The following is a 17,889-nucleotide window of genomic DNA, read 5'->3' as shown; positions in this document are numbered from 1 at the left end:
GGTGTCAGTCCGGCAGTGCCCAGGGGTTGAGGCCCAGGTCGGCGCCCACCCGGTGGGCGCAGGCGAAGCCACTGAAGGCCACGGCGTTCAGCCCCTGGCCGGGGAAGCAGGAATCCCCCACGCAGTAGAGCCCCGGGATGCCGGTGCGGTTGAACGGCATCGGCAGCAGCCCCGGCAGCCGCAGCGCCGGAATCGGGCCGTAGCTGCCCTGGTGCCGGCCCAGGAAACGGCGGTGGCTGCGGGGCGTGCCCACTTCCCGGTGGGTGATCGCCGCGCCGAGGCCCGGCAGGAAGGATTCAAGGCGACGGATGAGGCGGTCGGCGGCGGCCTGCTTGGCCTGGGCGTAGGCCGTGGGCCCCAGCCCTTTCCAGGTGTCGATCGAGGAAGGGGTGAAGGCGTGCACGATGTGGCGCCCAGGCGGCGCCAGGGCCGGATCCAGCAGGGTGGGAATCGAGACGAACACCGTGCCCTGCTCCGCCTCCATCTCCTCCCAGCGCTCCAGCAGCAGGTGGTGGCAATGGCTGCCCGCCGGAATCAGCTCCGCCTTCACCCCCAGGTGCAGCGAAAGAAACGACGCCGAGGGCTTGTAGCGCCGCCGCCAGACCGTTTCCGCCGCCGGGGTGTGGGCGGGGTCGACGAGGGTGCCGAAGGTGTCCCAGCGGGTGGCATTGGAGATCACCCGCCGGGCGCGGATCGTTTCACCGCCGGCCAGCTCCACGCCCACCGCCTGGCCGCCCTCCAGCAGCACCTTGGTGACCCTGCTGCGGTAGCGGATGGCGCCGCCGTGGCGCTCCAGGCCACGCACCAGGTGCTCGGCGATCGTGCCGACCCCACCACGGGGGTAGTTGATGCCGCCGGCGTGGCGGTCGGAGAACACCATGCCGGCGTTGATCATCGGGGTGCGATCGGCCGGCATCACCGACCAGCAGAAGCACTCCATGTCGATGAACTTCAGCAGCGCCGGATCGCTGATGTGCCGGCGGGCCACATCCCCCACATTCACCGGCAGCCAGCGGGCCAGCCCCAGGCAGGCCAGGGGCGCTTTGAAGAACACCTTGGCCAGGTAGGCCGGATCCTCCAGGGAGAGGAGCGGCATGGCATCCAGGCAGCGGAACACCTGCCAGCAGGTGTCGTAGAAGGCGCGGATGCCGGTGGCTTCGTGCGGAAACAGGGCCGTGAGCCGGGCGATGAAGCTGTCGTAGTTGCGGTCGACCGCCACGTTGAGGCCGCCGGGCAGGTGGTATTCGAGTTGGGCCGGATCGGGGATCGTGTCCTGCCGTTCGCCCACATCTGCCAGAGCGCGGGTGAGCAGGTTGGTGTGCCCCTTCTCGCCGAAGCCGAAGATCATCGAGGCGCCCACATCAAAGGTGTAGCCGCTGCGCTCGAAGCTGCCGCCGCTACCTCCCGGAATGAGGTAGCGCTCCAGCACCAGCACCTTCGCCCCCTTCGCCGCCAGCTGGCTGGCCGTGACCAGCCCGCCGATTCCGGAACCGATCACCACCGCATCCAAGGCCCCGCCGCCCGCCGCCGCGGAGGTGTTGACGCTCGTCTGCTGCACGGGGTTGTTGCCGGTACGCCGAGGCTAGGCAAGCGCCAGGTCGGCCCCGGTGGTGGCGGCCAGGGGTGCTGCGCTGGGCGCGGCGGACGGTGCCGCGAAGGGGGCCAGATCCGCCAGGGCGCGGTCGCGGTAGGCGCCATACCGGCGGCGTTTGTCGCGGATGCGCTCCGGCAGCTCCGGCATCAGGCCGAAGTTCGGCGGCATCGGCTGGAAGCGCTCGCTCGGCGCGGTGGCGATGAAGTGGGTGAGGGCGCCGGCCATGGTGGTGGCGGGCAGGCAGATCGGTTGCTGGCCCAGCGCCAGCCGGGCGGCGTTCGTGCCGGCGAGCCAGCCGCCGGCCACCGCCGCCGCATACCCCTCGGTGCCGGTGATCTGGCCGGCTGCCAGCAAGGCGGGGCGCTGGCGGAACTGCAGGGTGGCATCAAGCAGCTGGGGCGCTTCCAGGAAGGTGTTGCGGTGCATCACGCCAAAGCGCACGAAGCTGGCGTTCTCCAGGCCCGGGATCAGGCGCAGCACGCGCTTCTGCTCGCCCCACTTGAGGTTGGTCTGAAAGCCCACCAGGTTCCAGAGCTGGCCGTCACGGTCTTCCTGGCGCAGCTGCACCACCGCATAGGCCCGCCGGGCGCGGCGCACATCGGCGTCGTAGAGGTCGCCCCAGCGGGGATCCCAGAGCCCGATCGGCTTGAGCGGCCCGTAGCGCATGGTGTCTTCGCCGCGGCGGGCCAGCTCCTCGATCGGCAGGCAGCCTTCGAAGAACGTGGCGCTGTCCTGCTCGAAGTCCTTCAGTTCGGCCTGTTCGGCGCTCAGCAGGGCCTCGCGGAAGGCGAGGTACTGCTCCCGGTTCATCGGGCAGTTGATGTAGTCGGCGTCGCCTTTGTCGTAGCGGCTGGCGCGGAAGGCCACGTCCATGTCGATGCCATCGCCCTCCACGATCGGGCTGGCGGCATCAAAGAAGTGGCAGGAAGCACGGCCGGTGAAGCGGAGCAGATCCTGCGCCAACGGATCACTGGTGAGCGGCCCGGTGGCCAGCACGGCGATCTCCCCTTCCGGCGGCAGCAGCAATTGCTCGCTGCGCTCCAACGTGATCAGGGGATGGGCCTCCAGCGCCGCGGTGAGTGCGCCGCTGAAACGGCCGCGGTCGACCGCCAGGGCACCGCCGGCGGGCACGGCATGGGCATCGGCGGTGCCGATCACCAGGGACCCCAGCTGGCGCAACTCGTGCTGCAGCAGGCCCGCTGCCCGGTCGGCCGAGAGGGCGCCGAAGCTGTTGCTGCACACCAGTTCGCCGCATTCGGCGCTGTGGTGGGCCGGCGAGCGCCGCACCGGGCGCATTTCCACAACCCGTACGGGAACTCCCGCCCGGGCGATCTGCCAGGCCGCTTCAGTGCCAGCCAGGCCGGCACCGATCACCCAGACCATCAGGCGCGGGAACGCTTGAGCATGAGTTGCAGCTGGCCGATCGCCGCACGGCCGATGTTGAACACGGCCCAACCCACGGCCAGCAGGATTGGGGTAGCAACCAACAGAAGCCGAGCGTCCATCGGAAAGGGGCGAAGTGTGGGTGAATCTTACGGATCTCCGGCGCTCGGTTCGCTTGCAGCGGGGCGGTTGAGCCATTTCTCAGCAATCGGCCCGCGCCCGGCATGGGCCTCGGCGAGGCTGCGGTAGCGGCGGGCGTGCTGGCGCTGCTCGGCGGCTTCGGCGTCGCTGAGCGTGCGGCGCGCCTGGGCTGGCACCCCGGCCACCAGGGTGCGTGGCGGCACATCTTTGGTAACCACCGCCCCAGCGGCCACCAGCGCCCCTTCCCCCACCGTGACCCCGTTGAGCACCACCGCGCCGATGCCCACCAGGCAGCCATCCTCAAGCGTGGCGCCATGCACCACCGCCCGGTGGCCCACGGTCACCTCGGCGCCGATCCACACCCCCTGGCCCGGATCGCCATGCAGCACGGCGCCGTCCTGCACGTTGCTGTTCTCCCCCACCCGGATCGGGGCCAGATCGGCCCGCAGCACGGCCGTGGGCCACACGCTCGCCCCGGCCGCCAGCTGCACATCCCCGAGCACCACCGCCCCCGGCGCCACCCAGGCTTCCGGGTGCACAGAGGGCTCAGGCCAGGGGGCTTGGGGCAAGGAACGGGGCGCCACTGGAGCCCATTCTCCCTGTGATACGTTCCATTAGTGCCCAACTGGGCGGGTCGCTAGCTCAGCGGTAGAGCACTCGGCTTTTAACCGATTGGTCCTGAGTTCGAATCTCAGGCGACCCATACCTCCTCAACACTGGGTTTGCGCTGAAAGCCCAGTCTTCTCAACTTTTTTCTGCTCCAGGCCTGCGGTCTTGATCAGCTGCGTGGCCTTGACCAGGTTCACATTGCCCCCACCAGGTCCTGGTTTCTCACCACCAGGTTGAACGGGATGGCCCAGTGGCCTAGAGATCAGCCACGCCTGTGGCCAAGCAACAGCGACAGCGGTGCTGCACCATCCACCGCAATGAAATGGCACCAGGGCTGAGCAGGCCAAAGCCCGGGGCGAATGCTCTGGGTTTTGTGTTTAGTTTGCAAAGAGAGGGAGGCTGTTTCTATCGACGAACGGCTCCAACCTCACCCTCCAAGCACTGCCTTCCATGTCAGCATCGACCGTCGCCCAGTACACCCTTAGCCGTCTGGCCCAGTTAGGCATTGATCGGATCTTTGGTGTGCCTGGCGACTATGCGTTTGCCATCAACGATGCCGCCGAGTTGGTGCCCGGTCTGTCGTGGGTGGCCTGTGCAAACGAGCTCAATGCGGCCTATGCCGCTGATGGTTATGCCAGTATTCGCGGTGCAGCCCTGCTCTCCACCACCTATGGGGTTGGCGAACTCTCCGCGATCAATGGCGTGATGGGCAGCAAGGCCCATCGCCTGCCGGTGTTTCACCTGGTGGGAATGCCCAGCGAGCGCATCCAGAGGCAGGGTCTGATGACGCACCACAACCTGGGTGACACGCTCTACGACCGTTTTCAACCGCTCTCGGCAGCAGCAGCGTGCGTGAGCGCTGGTTTAACTCCTGACAACTGCATTGATGAGCTGGAGCGGGTGATCCGGGAAGCTCTGCGCCTGAGCATGCCGGCCTATTTGGTGATATCCGAGGTGAATGGCGGCCAGCCAGTCCTGGGCAGCCCTGTTTCAGGAACCCCGCTCTCTGCCATCAAGCGGCAGAAGAGCGTGCCTCAGGAACTGGACGCCGCCGTGCAAACGATCGTGTCTCGGCTGGAAGCAGCCGAGAACCCGGTGGCGGTGCTCACCCATCTCGTGAGCCGCTATGGCGTTCGTGACAAAGCCCTGGCCTTGATCGAGAAGGCCAACCTGCCCACGGCCCTCACCCCCAACGACAAGGGCACAATGGATGAGGGGATGCCTCAATACGTGGGGCTCAACGCGAGAGCTTTGTCGTCATCGCCGGCGGTACGGAATCTGGTGAGCAATGCCGATCTGGTGCTTGATATCGGCGGAATCGTGACCACGGAATTGAACACGGGGTTTTGGACGGGCCATTACGACCAAACCAAGATCGTGTCGATCAACGACAACTGGGTTCGCTCTGGAGTCAAGGTGTTTGTGAATGTGGCGATTGATGATGTGCTGCATGCGTTGTACGAGCGGGTCACCACCCGCTGCGTCGACCATGGCCTGAAGCTGGAGCCTCCAACTTTGGTGGGTCGCGCTGAGGAACCCACCAGCTCAGCCACTTTCTACCCACGGCTTCAGCGGCGCCTGCGGGCTGGCGACACGCTGGTGATCGAAACGGGCACCTGCATGACCCATCTCAACAAGGTGTTGATGCCGCCAGGGGTTACCGCAGAAGGGCAAGGTTTGTGGGGCTCGATCGGTTGGGCAACTCCCGCCTGCCTGGGTATAGCGATGGCCAAGAGCACTGGTCAGACCTGGATGGTGACGGGCGATGGCGCGCACCAGCTCACCCTTAACGAACTCGCGGTGATGGGCCGATACGGCGTCAAGCCGAGGATCTTTGTGCTCAACAATGGCCTCTACGGCATAGAAGATGTGATCAGCGAGCGCGGCCACGACTACGACGACCTCGCCACGGTGAACTATCACATGTTGCCCCAAGCCTTCGGCTGCAGGAACTGGCTGAGTGCTCGTGTAGGCACGGTTACTGAACTTGATCGGGTGCTCGATCGGATCGATGGCCACGACGGCGCGGCATGCATCGAGGTGATGATTCCTGATGAAGAGAGCCAGCCCATGGATGAGTGCATTATTGATAGTGGTTACAAATTGCACACTCCTGAGGCTGGTTAGTCGGATGAGTGTCCCAAAGTGGAGTAGGTGCCAAGGGCAGTGCATCGCCTCTTGGTGAATAACGAGCAGCCTTCTCCTCTCCATTGGACATCGACAGCGAGCTGAAGGCTGCTCAACAAAAAGCGACAGCTACTTACTGATTCTGTCTGCTATAAGCTGGAGATTACTTGGCGGTTTGGCGATAAGATTGCCCGGCTTTAAGCCAACATCATCAACGCCTCCCAGCGTGATGCCGCGACGTGCGTTCCTCATCGCGGCTGGTGCCATCGCAGCAGCCGTCCCAGTTCCATTTGCACAAGCCAGGTGCAATGTTCCTCGCATGGCGATTGCAACCAAGCCACCTCACCCTTAGCGCTGACAAGCAAGGGGAAGGGGTATTTATTCTTCTCCAAGGATATGCCAGGATCTCCGCATTCCTCCTCTTTGTGTGGGCAACTGAGCGTGTCCAGCTGATGGGGTTGGCTACATCCACGGCTCGTCGCGATGGCTGATGGAGGGAGCGCGAGCTGATCAACGCGAAGACACGGAGGTGAGATGACCTGTTGCCACCTTCACGCTTGGGCTTGCTTGATCACAGCGAATAGAAACTCGTTTCTTTTCCTCAGGAGCCCCATCATTTCTCTCCATATTTCACCAACACCCCACCACTCTCCCAGCCACCACCACTCACCAGCCTTCATCACTCGCCCAGCGCAGCAGCCACCGCCCGCTGGAACACCACCTCTTGCGGGGTCAGGCCGGTCCAGCGCTCGAAGATCTGCATGGCCAGCTGCACCAGCATCTCAACGCCATCCACCACCGGGCAGCCCCGATCGCGCGCCGTGGCCAGGAAGGGGGTGAGGCGCGGGTTGGTGATCACATCCACCACCACGCAGGCGGGACCGACCGTGTTCCATTGCACAGGCACAGGCTCCAGTTCGGGCGCACAGCCCAGGTGGGTGGCATTCATCAACAGCGTGGTGCCCGCCGGCACGGCCACCTCTCCCTGCCAGGGCTGCCACACCGCCGGCACACCGGAGGCGCGGGTCACGGTGTGGGCCACCTCTTCGCCCTGCTCCTGCCGCCGCGTCACCAGGGTGAGATGGGCGGCCCCAGCCCAGGCCAGCTCCACCGCCATCGCCCGACCGGCACCCCCGGCTCCCAGCATCACCACCCGCTGCCCGGCCAGGGGCGCCACCTTTGCGATCGCCTTCACCACCCCTTTGCCATCGTTGTTGTGGCCGATCAGGCGGCCCGCTTCAATCGTGAGGTAGTTGGCGGCGCCGATGGCCTCCACATCGGCATCGACCGCATCCAGCAGCGGCATCACCGCCACCTTGTAGGGCACGGTGATGCCCACGCCGCGGTAACCGAGGGGCACCAGGGCCTTCACCGCCAGGCCCAGATCCCGTTCGTTGGCGATGTCGTTCTTCCAGAACTGCCAGTTCAAGCCGTAGTGGGCATACACCGCATCGAACATCAGATCGATCGGGTTCTCCGCCACAGGGTGGCCCAGCATGCCGGTCATCTGCTTCTGGGGAGGGATCATGGCGGCCATGCAGCAAGCTCCAGGCTCGCAGCAATCGCCCACCTTGGAGTACAGATCCCAACAAGCCGACATATCCCTGTTGACGAATCTTTCAGCAGCTACTTCTCGTGGCTTGGGTAAAGCTCCTGCCGGCACAACCTTCCCGCCGATCAAAACTTATCGATTAGAACAGTTGGCTTGAGAATGGGATTATGGTGTTTTCCAGCGTTCGAGAACGGACTCGACCTCGCCATCAAACTTCAGTTCACTGATGGCAACGTTGATTGCATCCTGTGATTTTCGATCCAGCTTTGCCCCAAACACAAAAGCCTGCGGTGTGCGAAAGAATGTTTGCGCAACGATTTCAAAATCTTTTGAATTCTTGAGCTTGTTCTGAAGTGCCATCACCCTATTCCGCTCAGCAAGAAAGCTGTTGATCTTGCCCTGCTCAAGCTGCACTAGCATGTCGTCTGAACTGTCTACCCTCACGATCATGTCGCGTTGATTGTGATCGCTCAAGAAGGCATCTGCCTTGCGGTCAATCCAGGCGGCGGCAAAGCTGCCTTTGTCAACACCGACTTTGCTTACCAATGCCCTTTTCAGAATGTCGGATTCGGTGAGGTCTGAGGGCTCTTCAGACGCATTGATCACAAGGCTCGTTGTTGCGGCAACGAAAATTGCGGTGATCACCAGCCGAATGAAATTACTGAGGGCAATCACCGCCATGCTCGGTGGAGCTGTTCCCATTTTGTAAATGCCGGTTCCCATTGCCAGCATCATCCAACCCTTGAAGAAGGTCTGCCGCTTGTTGCCACCCACGATGTCCCGATGTTGAAACTCCTTGGAGAGCAGCCACAGGATGACGGCAAAGAGCAGGCCACCGAGCAACAGCAGGGCTGTGGTTTGCCGGATCACAAGATTGGAGCTCAGTCGCCGAACAATATCCAGGAAAGAGGTTTCTTTGCGTCTGGTGAGCAATGCGAGCCGGTCTTCAGTGTAGGGGGTTGAAAACTCCACTTTTTGCAGCCTGGAGGGGGTGATGCTGAGGCAAGAGACAAGCAGATCCAGATTTCCTCGCATGGCTTCCTGGATGCCGGCATCGGTGGAGGGCACGGCTTTGAACAGGTATTGAACATTCGCTTTGCTGGCCACCTCTTGCCAGACATCAACGGCGCTGCCGCGATAAATATCTTCCACCACTTCTGAGCATGGCACCTGATCATCCACAACGCCGATCCGGAGCGATGGCCGGGCTTTGACGGCTGACGCCCAAGCAATGCCGACCAATGCAAACGAGAGCAGCACAAGGCGCCTGCTTGAATCTCTTCTCACGCAGCGAATGCCTGCCGAACTTGATCAATCTTAACACGGTGAGATTGTATTGAGAAGTGGGTGTTGGCGCCGCGTTGAAACAGGCCCCTTTGAGCTGTGCTTAATCTTGAGCTGATGATTGAGCGTGCGGCCTTGAGGTGCTTGTCCGCTGTTCTTGATTCACTTGTTCGCAGCTCACTGCAGTGCTGTTGCCCTGCATGGGAGTCGAGGCTTGCCTGCAGCGACGTGTTGCTCACGACCCTCCTCACCTCTGAGGCTGCAATGCCAAAGCATCAACTCTCTGCTCGTTCTCGCTGCTTCCGCGCCACTGGGGCTCAAGCATTCCCCTGATCTCCAGGGCCGGATGCCAGCCACAGCAGGATCTGCGCTCAAGGAGTCAGCCGCACCACGATCTGCGCTCAACAAACCTGCCCCGTTGCCGGATCGATGCCAGCCCTGCTGGCCGTGGCCACGACCCCAGCGGCGCTGCTGGAGGGCTCCAGCCTTGGTGGGGAGCCTTGGTGGGGGTTCGGTCACCCCTCCTTTGGTCCCCTTGAACGAGGTCACGGCCATTTCCTAGGGTCGCGGAGACGTTGATGACCCTTTGATCCCATGACGGTGCTGGAACAGGGCCAGATTCAGATCCACACCGAGAATATCTTCCCGATCATCAAGAAGGCCGTGTATTCCGGCCATGAGGTGTTCCTGCGGGAGCTTGTGAGCAATGGCGTGGATGCCATCAGCAAGCGCCGCATGGCTGCGATGGCCGGCGATTGCAGTGAGGGTGAGGAAGGCCGGATTCAGATCCGCATCGATCGCGAAGCCAAGACTCTCACCATCAGTGACAACGGCATCGGCATGACGGCCGATGAGGTGAAGCGCTACATCAACCAGGTGGCCTTCTCCAGTGCTGAAGAATTCCTGGAGAAGTACAAACGGGAAGACGACGCCATCATTGGCCATTTCGGCCTTGGTTTCTACTCCAGTTTCATGGTGGCGGTCAAAGTGGAGCTGGTGAGCCGAAGTGCACGACCGGATTCCGAACCCGTGCGCTGGAGCTGCGACGGCTCCCCCAACTTCAGCCTCGAATCAGGCGAACGCGCCGAGCCGGGCACCGATGTGATCCTGCATCTGCAGGAGGAGGAGATGGAATACATCGAGCCTTCCCGCATCCGTTCGCTCATCACCACCTACTGCGACTTCCTGCCAGTGGAAGTGCAGCTGGAAGGACAAGCCGTCAATAAGCGGCAGGCTCCCTGGCGCCAGAGCGCCCGCGACCTCACCGACAACGACTACATCGAGCTCTATCGCTATCTCTATCCCTTCCAGGGCGATCCCCTGCTCTGGGTGCACCTCAACACCGACTATCCCTATACCCTCCAGGGCATCCTCTACTTCCCCAGGCTCACCGGCCGGGGCGATTGGGAAAAGGGCGAAATCCGCCTCTATTGCAATCAGGTGTTCGTCAGCGATTCGATCAAGGAAGTGGTGCCCCGCTACCTCCTGCCCCTGCGCGGCGTGATCGACTCCCCCGACATCCCCCTCAACGTGAGCCGCTCCGCCCTGCAGACCGACCGCCGGGTGCGTTCGATCGGCGGCTTCGTGGCCAAGAAGGTGGGTGATCGGCTCAAGCAACTGCAGAAGGATGAGCCGAACCGCTACGCGGAGATCTGGGAGGGCATCGCGCCTTTCATCAAGATCGGCGCCATGGAAGACGACAAATTCGCCGAGCAGGTGGCGGATCTGGTGCTGTTCGGGACCACCGCCGCCGCCGCCGACCCTGAGCCGATTGCCGTGGAGGGCAAAACCTTCACCACGCTTTCCAGCTACCGCAGCCGTCTGCCTGCCGACAACGACAAGCGCATCCTCTATTGCACCGATGAGGCTGGCCAGGCCGGAGCCCTCGCGCTCTGGCAGGGCCAGGGGGCCGAGGTGCTGCTGGCCGATGCGTTGATCGATGCCCAGTTCATCCCCTGGCTGGAAACGCGCCACGAGGAGCTCACCTTCCGCCGCGTCGATGCTGAACTCGACGACAGCCTTCAAGAGAAGGAGAGCGAGCTCAGCGATGCCCAGGGCACCGACAGCACAGAGAAGCTGCGCAACCTGTTCAAGCAGGCCCTGGCCAACGACAAGGTGACCATCCAGGTGCAGGCCCTCAAAGGCGACAACGCCCCGGCCGCCCTGATCCTGTTGCCCGAGCAGATGCGCCGCATCAACGACATGGGCGCCCTGATGGAGCAACGGCTGCCCGGCCTGCCCGACCACCACGTGCTGCTGATCAACCGCCGCCACCCCCTGGTGGAAGGGCTGCTCAAGCTCTCTGCCGGCGCGGTGATCACCGGCGGCGGCAGCTCCCCCAGCCAGCAGCTGGCCGACGATCTCGGCCGGCACATCTACGAGCTGGCCCGCCTCTCGGTGGGCGGCCTCGAGCCCAACCAGCTGGCCGGCTTCCAGCAGCGCAGCTCCGACCTGATGGGCCGCCTGATGGAGCGGGGCCTTTGAGGCTCCGCCTCTGGGCCAGGGGACCATCCCCGGGCAAGCGGCCCTGCAGGGCGGCTGCACCCCCAAAAGCCTTTGCGGCTGTCAGTGGTACGCCCTGACCACGACCCAGGGCGCAGAGTTCGATGTAGGGGACGCTCTGCAAGACAACTTCCTGATGGTTGCAGTTTCCACATCACCCTGCGCTGCAACAGCCGGGCCTTCCTGATCTCCCGCGGGGTGCGGCGCCGGGATCTGCTGCTGGTAGCTGTTGCAGACGCCCCAGGGGCATGACCTGCCACGGATCATGCAGTTGATCGGCTGGCTGGTATTCGGCGATGGCGCTGAGCCTGCTGACGAGGCGCTGCGGCCACTGCTGGGAGGCCCGCGACTTCTCCACGCCGATTGATCCCAGAGACACGTGGCGGATGCTGGCCACGCTGCGCTACATCCACGCCAACCCGAAGGTGGCCGGGGTGCGCAAGGGCTTCCATACCCTGTACAGCAACTACGGGCAGTCCGAGCGGCGGGCGAGAGCTACCGCTGCCACTGGAATGTCAGTCACTGGCGGAGACGTTCAGGCGGCCCAATGGGGCCAGGGACAGAGACTGGGAAGCGAACCAGTTGTTCGAAGTGCTTGAACGTGAACCTCTCAGGAGCGTGGCAGCAGTAGAACAAGAATCAACGATCAAGTGCGAATGAGTTATCCACGGAACAAGCAGCGGAAAGGGGTGGGCTAATTAATGGTCAGCGGTGGCTTAAAATCGCCTGCTCACTGGTGGATCAAAAGCCCCACTGCCTTGGTTAAAAAGGACTTAGCAGCCGTGAAAGGTGACAAGTATTGGATCAGAGAGTGTAAGTGCTCGAAAAAGAACTTTCGCTATCCTTAATTCGCTTCCTGAGCTTGCGGCTGAAGCCGAATGCAGCAGCGGCGCCAAGGGCAGGCAATGGGCCTGGCACTTCGGTTGCTTGGGCCCATGTTTCTGAACTCACTACATTGGTAGCGCCCGTAATAGCTACAACACTGCCAAAACTAGAACCGACGGCGACAAAGATACTCGGATCCACAAAATCATATGCGAAGAAGGGCCCAAAGGGCCCGTTGGTTGCGCCAAAGGCATTGCCCACTGTTTCAGCGAGGTCAAGCGCAAGTTGTTCGTCATCCCACCAAGGCATCACGCCACCATTGGCCGCAGTTTCGAATTTGCCGATGTTGTCGTTGTAGAGCCCCGTGAAGGTGGTCACTTCGAATGTGGAACCGCCCACTTCAACAGTAACGACAAGAGCTTCGGCCTGACCGGCGGTAAGACCAATGCTCCCGATGGCAATCACAGCAGCACCAAGGGCTGTTTTGGCCAATGCACCGAGTCGGTGCAGAGAAGAGGAGGCCACTGACTTGGCGCAGGATGCTTGGCCAAAAGAAGTGAGGATTTTCGCCAAGGCCTAGTTAGATGGCTGAGTCACCTCATAGCAGAATTATTCCTGGCAGCGGTGTTGCAAGGGATACCGGCTCGTCGCACCCCAGTCCGGCAGACCACTGCCGTCAGTGGTGCGCTCACTGACACGCCACCACACCGCCCCCCTTGCTAGCGGCGCTCCAGATCAACGCCGGGCCTCACCTGGGGGTGGCGCCATGATCGTCGGGCTGTGGCTTGGCCTTGTTGTGGTGCGGAATCCACGACAAGGATCCCGCAGGCAGGCTTGAATCAGGCTGATCCAGCACCGCGCCCGAACTCTCACGAGCCTGCGAGAAGCTGACAATCCGCCTTGCTGTTGTCGGGTTGGTTGTACAGCCGCCCAGTGCGCCTGGCTGTCCTCGGCCGAAACCGGCGGCGGCAACGAGGCCCAGCGGGCTGTATGCAGGGCCATGGCGGCCGTCCATTGCGCCCGGCCCATGGAACTGGTGGAGCTTGGGGCGGCAACGTCGATCCGCTGGGCCACCTCAGCCAGGTGAACGACATGGTCCCCATCCCCGACAAGGCTTTGCTCGCCGCCGACCTGTCCTTCCATGCCGTGCTGGGCAACCACGACATCCGAAGGGCCGCTGGTACCCCCTGACCAGGGGGCCGGTGAAATTCTTATTGCTCGACTCCAACGTCAACCATCTGCATGCACAGCTTCGCCGCGCTCACCACTGGCCGGCTGATCAAGCACTGAGCGTTGCTGCTTGTCAGTCTGGCTGATTCCGCTTGGGAGGTTCACCCCTTTGTTATGGTGGCCCCTTGGCGCACTCCAGATTCCTGGTTGCTGCCCGTCCACTGAGTATCGGTTGCCTTCATGTCCCGGGTTTGTCAGCTCACCGGCAAGCGTGCCAACAACGGCATGGCCGTCAGCCATTCCCACGTGCGCACCAAGAAGCTCCAGCAGGTGAACCTGCAGGAGCGGCGTCTGTGGTGGGCCGAGGGCAACCGCTGGGTGAAGCTGCGCGTGGCCACCCGCACTCTGCGCACGATCCAGAAGAAAGGCCTTGGTGCTTACGCCCGCGAACTGGGCATCAACCTCGCCAAAATCTGAACCGTTCCCCCTCCGGTTTCGGTGAAACGTCGACAACTCCTGCAGGCTTCTGCCCTGTTCTTCTCCGCCTGGCTGGCGCGTCCGCGTCCAGTTAGCGCGATGGGCGGGACGCTGCCAGAGCTGGAGCGCCCGGCTCCCGATTTCAGCTTGCCGGCCTTCACCGCCGATCAGCCCGAACCCACCACTTTGGGGTTAGGGGATTTCCGCGGACGCTGGCTGGCGCTTTATTTCTATCCGAAGGATTTCACGGGCGGTTGCACGCTGGAAGCCCGTGGTTTTCAGAAGGATCTGGCCCGTTTCCACAGCCTTGAGGCCGAAGCGGCAGGCATCAGCGCCGATGCCCTCGACGACCATGCCGCCTTCTGTGACAGCGAGGGACTGACCTTTCCCCTGCTCTCCGATCCCGGCGGCAAGGTGAGCCAGCTCTACGGCTCATGGCTGCCCCCATTCTCCCAGCGTCACACGTTCCTGATCGACCCTCAAGGCACGCTGCGGGCCCGGTGGGTGGCGGTGCGGCCAAGCGGCCACAGCCAGGAGGTGCTCGACCAGCTCGGGCGCCTGCGCCTGCTGTCCAGCGAATCGCTCACCACCTGAGCGCCCACCACCTGGCAGCCCAGGACCGAAGAGCCCACAAAAGGATGCGCGGTCGGCGATCCTTTAATTAAGGCTTGTCGAAGAAGCCGAGGGTGCTCAGCCAATAGGCAATCCCGCCCAGCGGGATCAATACGCTGAGCAGGATCTGCAGTTTCACGCGGTCCATCGCAGAGCGGCCAAGGGCATCGCCTTGCCAGTCAAGCTGCCAGGCGGCCCAGCTGCGAGCGAGCTCCTCGCCATCAGCCCAGCTGGTGATGCAGCAGTTCAGCGTGAACCCCCGTCTGCTGTCGCAACTGGTTGATGGTGGCTGGTGCCGGCGGAATCTCCGCCACGCTCAGCCAGCTCTGCCCCAGGGCCGCTGCCTGGGGCATGGCCATGGCCCCCGCTTCCAGGTCGGTGCAGGGGCAAGCCAGGGCCTCGGCGGCCCTCTTCACCTTCGGGTCGTAGCTGAGGGCGGCGCAGGGGGCCCCCGCCAGGGCGGCCAGGATCAGGCCATGCAACCGCATCGACACCACCAGCGCGGCCCCACGGAACTGCTCGCAGGCCTGCTGGGGATTTTCCACCTGCAGGTCGCGGCTGCGGGCCTCAAGGCCCGGTGGCACCAGGCGCCGCTCCCGCAACTCCTGCAGCAAGCCCGTGTCCTGCTGGCGGTGGAAGGGGAGCCAGTGCACCGGCCGGTCCAGGCGGGTGGCCACCTGATCGAGGGCCTGCAGCAGCACGGCCCAGCCGCTGTCGGTGAGCAGCGCGGTGGGGCGCCAGCAGAGCACGATCGGGCCGCCCGGCCCTTGCCAGCGCTGGGCCGGCAACGACCACACCGGATCACTACCCACCGGTGCCTCTATGCCCCACCCTGCAGCCATGGCGGCTGAACCGGTATCCCGCCAGGTGATCCCCTGCACCAGCGGCAGCAGGCGCTGCACCAGCAGGCGGCTGCGGCGCCGGCGCAGCGGGCCCAGCCCCTGGCCCCAGAGCAGCACCGGCAGGCCCGCCAGCCGTGCCCGCAGGATCAGCGCCGTGTAATAGATCAGGCTGCCGAAGCTGGTGGCGTCCTGCAGCAGGCTGCCGCCACCCAGCACCAGCGCGTCGCAGCTGCCCAGGGCCTGCAGCACCGCCGGCAGGCGGCGCCGCTCCACCGTGCGCACCCCGAAGCAGCGCTCCACCTCCTCTCGATCGAACGCGGTCACGAGCGGGTCGCACCCCGCCGGCAGCTGCGCCAACAGGGCCGCGAGCAAGGCGTCATCGCCGAGGTTGTGCTCGCCGTAGTAACCGCAGAGCAGGGGGTGGGTCGGCATCGAGCTGTCTGACGCAGCGGCAGCAAGGTCCTTCATGATGAGCCCATTCGAGCGGACGCTCCGATGCACGCGCTCTCGCTTCCCACCTGGTGGATCCACATCGCCTCGGTGTTGGAATGGATGCTGGCGATCGCCGCGATCGTGCGCTGGGGGGAGCGGCGCCAGGAACCGCAATGGCGCTGGTTGGCGTTGGCCATGTTGCCCGCCCTTGTGAGCGCCATGGCGGCCTGCACCTGGCACCTGTTCGATAACACCGAAGCCCTGCGCGGCCTGGTGGTGTTCCAGGCCTTCACCACCTTGATCGGCAACATCGCCCTGGCGGCTGCCGCCTGGCAGTTGCTGCCGGCGCCGCGTCAGGCATGACGATCGTCATGCCGCTGTTCGTTGCCCCTCTGCAGGGCCTTGCTGCGGCCATCAGCGCCGCCTCCAGTTCCGCGCTGCTGGAGCCGCTGGCGGGCGTGGATCCAGCGCCCCTGTTCGTGCTTTCGCTGCTGCCCTATCTGGCCTTTCTGCGCTGGGCCGGCCGCAGCGGTCGCTTTCCGCCGTTGGCCTTGCGGGGGTTTCAGTTCACGCTGGTGTTCGTGGCTGTCACGATCGTGGCTGCGGTGGTGGCAGAGCTGCGTTTCGGCCACCAGCTGGCCGATGTCGACCCCCTGCATGGCGGCGCGGAGGCCTTCCTCACTGCGGCCAATTTGATGGTGTTGCTGGGTTTCAGCGCTGCCGCCGCTGACGCGCCCCAGCCCCAGGGCCATGAACAAGTTTTACGCCCCGGTGAGGATGGGGTGGTTCACCCGGAAGATGAGGCGTCGGTTTCTGATCCAAGATGATCGCTCCGCTCCTCGCGCTTGCCCCCGCTTCGATTTCCTGGTCACCGAAAGTGGCTCTGGTGATGATTGTCTGCAATGTGATTGCCATTGGCATCGGCAAGGCCACGATCAAATACCCCTCCGAAGGCGCTCAACTGCCCAGCCCGCAGTTCTTCGGCGGCCTGAGCCATGCCTCCCTGCTGGCCACCACCAGCCTGGGTCACATCTTCGGCATCGGCGCCATCCAGGGCCTGGCTTCCCGGGGCGTGCTCTGAGTTAAGGGGTGTGACCTGAGTTCAAGGGCCGTGTGGGTGGCGCTTCAGCGCCACCCCAGCAGGTAGGGGAGCATCCGCCCCCCATAGCGCTCAAAGCGGTAGTGGAACAGCAGGGCGGAGAGATCGCTGGCGGCGGCGGTCTGCTCCAGGCCGTGTAACAGGGCTGCAAGCCTGCGATCCCCCCGGTCGTCCACCAGGCCCAGCCAGGTGCGCTGCGCCAGCCTGCCGCTCAGGCTCCAGCGCCAGCCCAGGGCTTGTTTGAGTTGGCGCGGATAGCGATCCAGCAGCCGTTCGTTTCCAGCCAGCGCCTCCAGCAACGCCGGCACCAGCAGGCGGCCACTCGCCATGGCGTGGCGAATCCCCTCACCGCCCAGCAGGTTGGCGGTGCTGATGGCATCGCCCAGGCCCAGCAACCTGCCGCGGCGATGGGGCTCCCGGCGTCGGACCGAGCTGCGGATCACGCCGCCGTGCCGATCCAGCACCTCAGCCTTCTGCAGCTGCCAGCGGCGCTGCAGCTCCAGCAGACAGGCACCGAGCGCCGGTTGGGACCCTTGGCGGCGGGGATCTTCCAGCCGGCAAACCCCCAGCTTCAGCAAGCCCGGCTGCATGGGAAACACCCAGCCGTAGCCCTGGGGCATCCACTGGGAACCGAGGCAGAAGCTGAGCCGCTGGCTCCAGCGGCTCCAGAGCGGCTCTGGCACGCGCAGCAGCCACTCCACCCCCACCCCGCGCACCAGTGGATCGCGGCTGGGGGGAGGCTCTCCAATCAAGGCCCGGCCCTGGCCGCTGGCATCCACCACCCAGTCGCTTTCCACTTCCACGGCCACACCCGCCGCTCCGCCCAAGCTGGTGCGCAGGTGCTCGCCCACGGGCTCGCAACGCTTCGCCCGCAGGCCCAGCTGCAGGCGGGCTCCCCAGCCGCTGGCCTGGAGAGCAAGCCAATGGCGCAGGGCGCCGAAGTCGAGCACGGCCCCGAGCGGTTGGCTCTGGCTCCACTGGCGCTGGCCCTCGCCGGGGCCAAACAGCTGCCAACCGCTCCAGCGGCTGGCCACCACCTCAGGCGGCAGACCAAAGCAGTCGATCGCTTCCAGCGGCAAGGCGGCGCTGCTGAAGGCACACGCGCGCAGATCCGGCAGGGCATCCACCACCAGCACATCCACGCCGCTGCGGGCCAGGCCCCGGGCCAGTTCCCCGCCGGCCGGGCCGCAGCCCACCACGAGCACCTGACAGCGCAGCCGTTCGCTTGAGCCCAAGGGTG

The 17,889-nt window shown here is 64.3% G+C and carries 16 protein-coding genes and 1 tRNA gene; 8 read left to right on the top strand and 9 right to left on the bottom strand.

From position 1 onward, the window contains the following. Positions 1 to 4: 4 nt before the first annotated feature. Genes crtH through KBY97_RS01545 form a run of 4 tightly spaced genes read right to left on the bottom strand, consistent with a single transcriptional unit; the run spans position 5 to position 3,687 of the window. The gene (crtH, locus tag KBY97_RS01560) at positions 5 to 1,558 is read right to left on the bottom strand and encodes a carotenoid isomerase (RefSeq protein WP_255144878.1); all 1,554 of its coding nucleotides are present in this window, start codon (positions 1,556 to 1,558) and stop codon (positions 5 to 7) included. Positions 1,559 to 1,582: 24 nt separating this feature from the next. Then, positions 1,583 to 2,977 (bottom strand): FADH(2)-oxidizing methylenetetrahydrofolate--tRNA-(uracil(54)-C(5))-methyltransferase TrmFO, encoded by a 1,395-nt coding sequence (gene trmFO, locus KBY97_RS01555; RefSeq protein WP_255144877.1) that lies wholly within the window; start codon positions 2,975 to 2,977, stop codon positions 1,583 to 1,585. Next, positions 2,977 to 3,099 (bottom strand): photosystem II protein Y, encoded by a 123-nt coding sequence (locus KBY97_RS01550; RefSeq protein ID WP_255144876.1) that lies wholly within the window; start codon positions 3,097 to 3,099, stop codon positions 2,977 to 2,979. The genes trmFO and KBY97_RS01550 overlap by 1 nt, the downstream gene beginning before the upstream one ends. 27 nt (positions 3,100 to 3,126) lie before the next feature. Then, complete coding sequence (locus KBY97_RS01545; RefSeq protein WP_255144875.1) at positions 3,127 to 3,687, bottom strand: gamma carbonic anhydrase family protein; 561 nt, start codon at positions 3,685 to 3,687, stop codon at positions 3,127 to 3,129. A 62-nt stretch (positions 3,688 to 3,749) separates the two neighbouring features. Between KBY97_RS01545 and KBY97_RS01540 the strand changes: the two genes are divergently transcribed. Beyond that, a tRNA-Lys gene (locus tag KBY97_RS01540) sits at positions 3,750 to 3,821 on the top strand. Positions 3,822 to 4,177: 356 nt separating this feature from the next. After that, entirely contained in the window at positions 4,178 to 5,854 is a 1,677-nt protein-coding gene (locus tag KBY97_RS01535) for an alpha-keto acid decarboxylase family protein (protein WP_255144874.1), read from the top strand. A gap of 679 nt (positions 5,855 to 6,533) precedes the next feature. On the opposite strand, the gene KBY97_RS14635 is transcribed toward KBY97_RS01535, so the two are convergent. Both KBY97_RS14635 and KBY97_RS01520 read right to left on the bottom strand, forming a co-directional pair. Then, complete coding sequence (locus KBY97_RS14635; RefSeq protein ID WP_261356180.1) at positions 6,534 to 7,382, bottom strand: shikimate dehydrogenase; 849 nt, start codon at positions 7,380 to 7,382, stop codon at positions 6,534 to 6,536. Between the two features lie 189 nt (positions 7,383 to 7,571). Continuing rightward, a complete protein-coding gene (locus KBY97_RS01520; protein ID WP_255144873.1) occupies positions 7,572 to 8,666 on the bottom strand; it encodes an ABC transporter substrate-binding protein in 1,095 nt (364 codons plus the stop codon). A 618-nt stretch (positions 8,667 to 9,284) separates the two neighbouring features. Here KBY97_RS01520 and htpG point away from each other — a divergent pair. Continuing rightward, the gene (gene htpG, locus KBY97_RS01515) at positions 9,285 to 11,174 is read left to right on the top strand and encodes a molecular chaperone HtpG (protein WP_255144872.1); all 1,890 of its coding nucleotides are present in this window, start codon (positions 9,285 to 9,287) and stop codon (positions 11,172 to 11,174) included. Between the two features lie 822 nt (positions 11,175 to 11,996). On the opposite strand, the gene KBY97_RS01505 is transcribed toward htpG, so the two are convergent. Then, entirely contained in the window at positions 11,997 to 12,590 is a 594-nt protein-coding gene (locus KBY97_RS01505; RefSeq protein WP_255144871.1) for a hypothetical protein, read from the bottom strand. A gap of 837 nt (positions 12,591 to 13,427) precedes the next feature. Between KBY97_RS01505 and rpmB the strand changes: the two genes are divergently transcribed. Beyond that, positions 13,428 to 13,664, top strand: coding sequence for a 50S ribosomal protein L28 (gene rpmB / locus KBY97_RS01500; protein WP_094510493.1), 237 nt, complete (start codon positions 13,428 to 13,430; stop codon positions 13,662 to 13,664). A 21-nt stretch (positions 13,665 to 13,685) separates the two neighbouring features. Continuing rightward, positions 13,686 to 14,258, top strand: a complete 573-nt coding sequence (locus KBY97_RS01495; protein WP_255144870.1) for a peroxiredoxin — start codon at positions 13,686 to 13,688, stop codon at positions 14,256 to 14,258. Between the two features lie 239 nt (positions 14,259 to 14,497). Here KBY97_RS01495 and csaB read toward each other — a convergent pair whose 3' ends face one another. After that, complete coding sequence (gene csaB / locus KBY97_RS01490) at positions 14,498 to 15,550, bottom strand: polysaccharide pyruvyl transferase CsaB (protein ID WP_255144869.1); 1,053 nt, start codon at positions 15,548 to 15,550, stop codon at positions 14,498 to 14,500. Between the two features lie 63 nt (positions 15,551 to 15,613). Between csaB and KBY97_RS01485 the strand changes: the two genes are divergently transcribed. Genes KBY97_RS01485 through psaK form a run of 3 tightly spaced genes read left to right on the top strand, consistent with a single transcriptional unit; the run spans position 15,614 to position 16,631 of the window. Continuing rightward, a complete protein-coding gene (locus KBY97_RS01485) occupies positions 15,614 to 15,913 on the top strand; it encodes a DUF2499 domain-containing protein (protein ID WP_255144868.1) in 300 nt (99 codons plus the stop codon). After that, positions 15,910 to 16,377, top strand: coding sequence for a DUF3593 domain-containing protein (locus tag KBY97_RS01480; protein WP_399217077.1), 468 nt, complete (start codon positions 15,910 to 15,912; stop codon positions 16,375 to 16,377). Before KBY97_RS01485 ends, KBY97_RS01480 begins: the two co-directional genes overlap by 4 nt. Next, positions 16,374 to 16,631, top strand: coding sequence for a photosystem I reaction center subunit PsaK (psaK, locus tag KBY97_RS01475; protein WP_094510498.1), 258 nt, complete (start codon positions 16,374 to 16,376; stop codon positions 16,629 to 16,631). Before KBY97_RS01480 ends, psaK begins: the two co-directional genes overlap by 4 nt. Before the next feature lie 44 nt (positions 16,632 to 16,675). Here psaK and KBY97_RS01470 read toward each other — a convergent pair whose 3' ends face one another. Further along, entirely contained in the window at positions 16,676 to 17,884 is a 1,209-nt protein-coding gene (locus KBY97_RS01470) for an NAD(P)/FAD-dependent oxidoreductase (RefSeq protein WP_255144867.1), read from the bottom strand. Positions 17,885 to 17,889: the final 5 nt, after the last annotated feature.

It is taken from the genome of Synechococcus sp. ATX 2A4 (genome assembly GCF_024346375.1).
Lineage (GTDB): Bacteria > Cyanobacteriota > Cyanobacteriia > PCC-6307 > Cyanobiaceae > MW101C3.
This window is presented reverse-complemented; position numbering and strand designations above follow the sequence as displayed.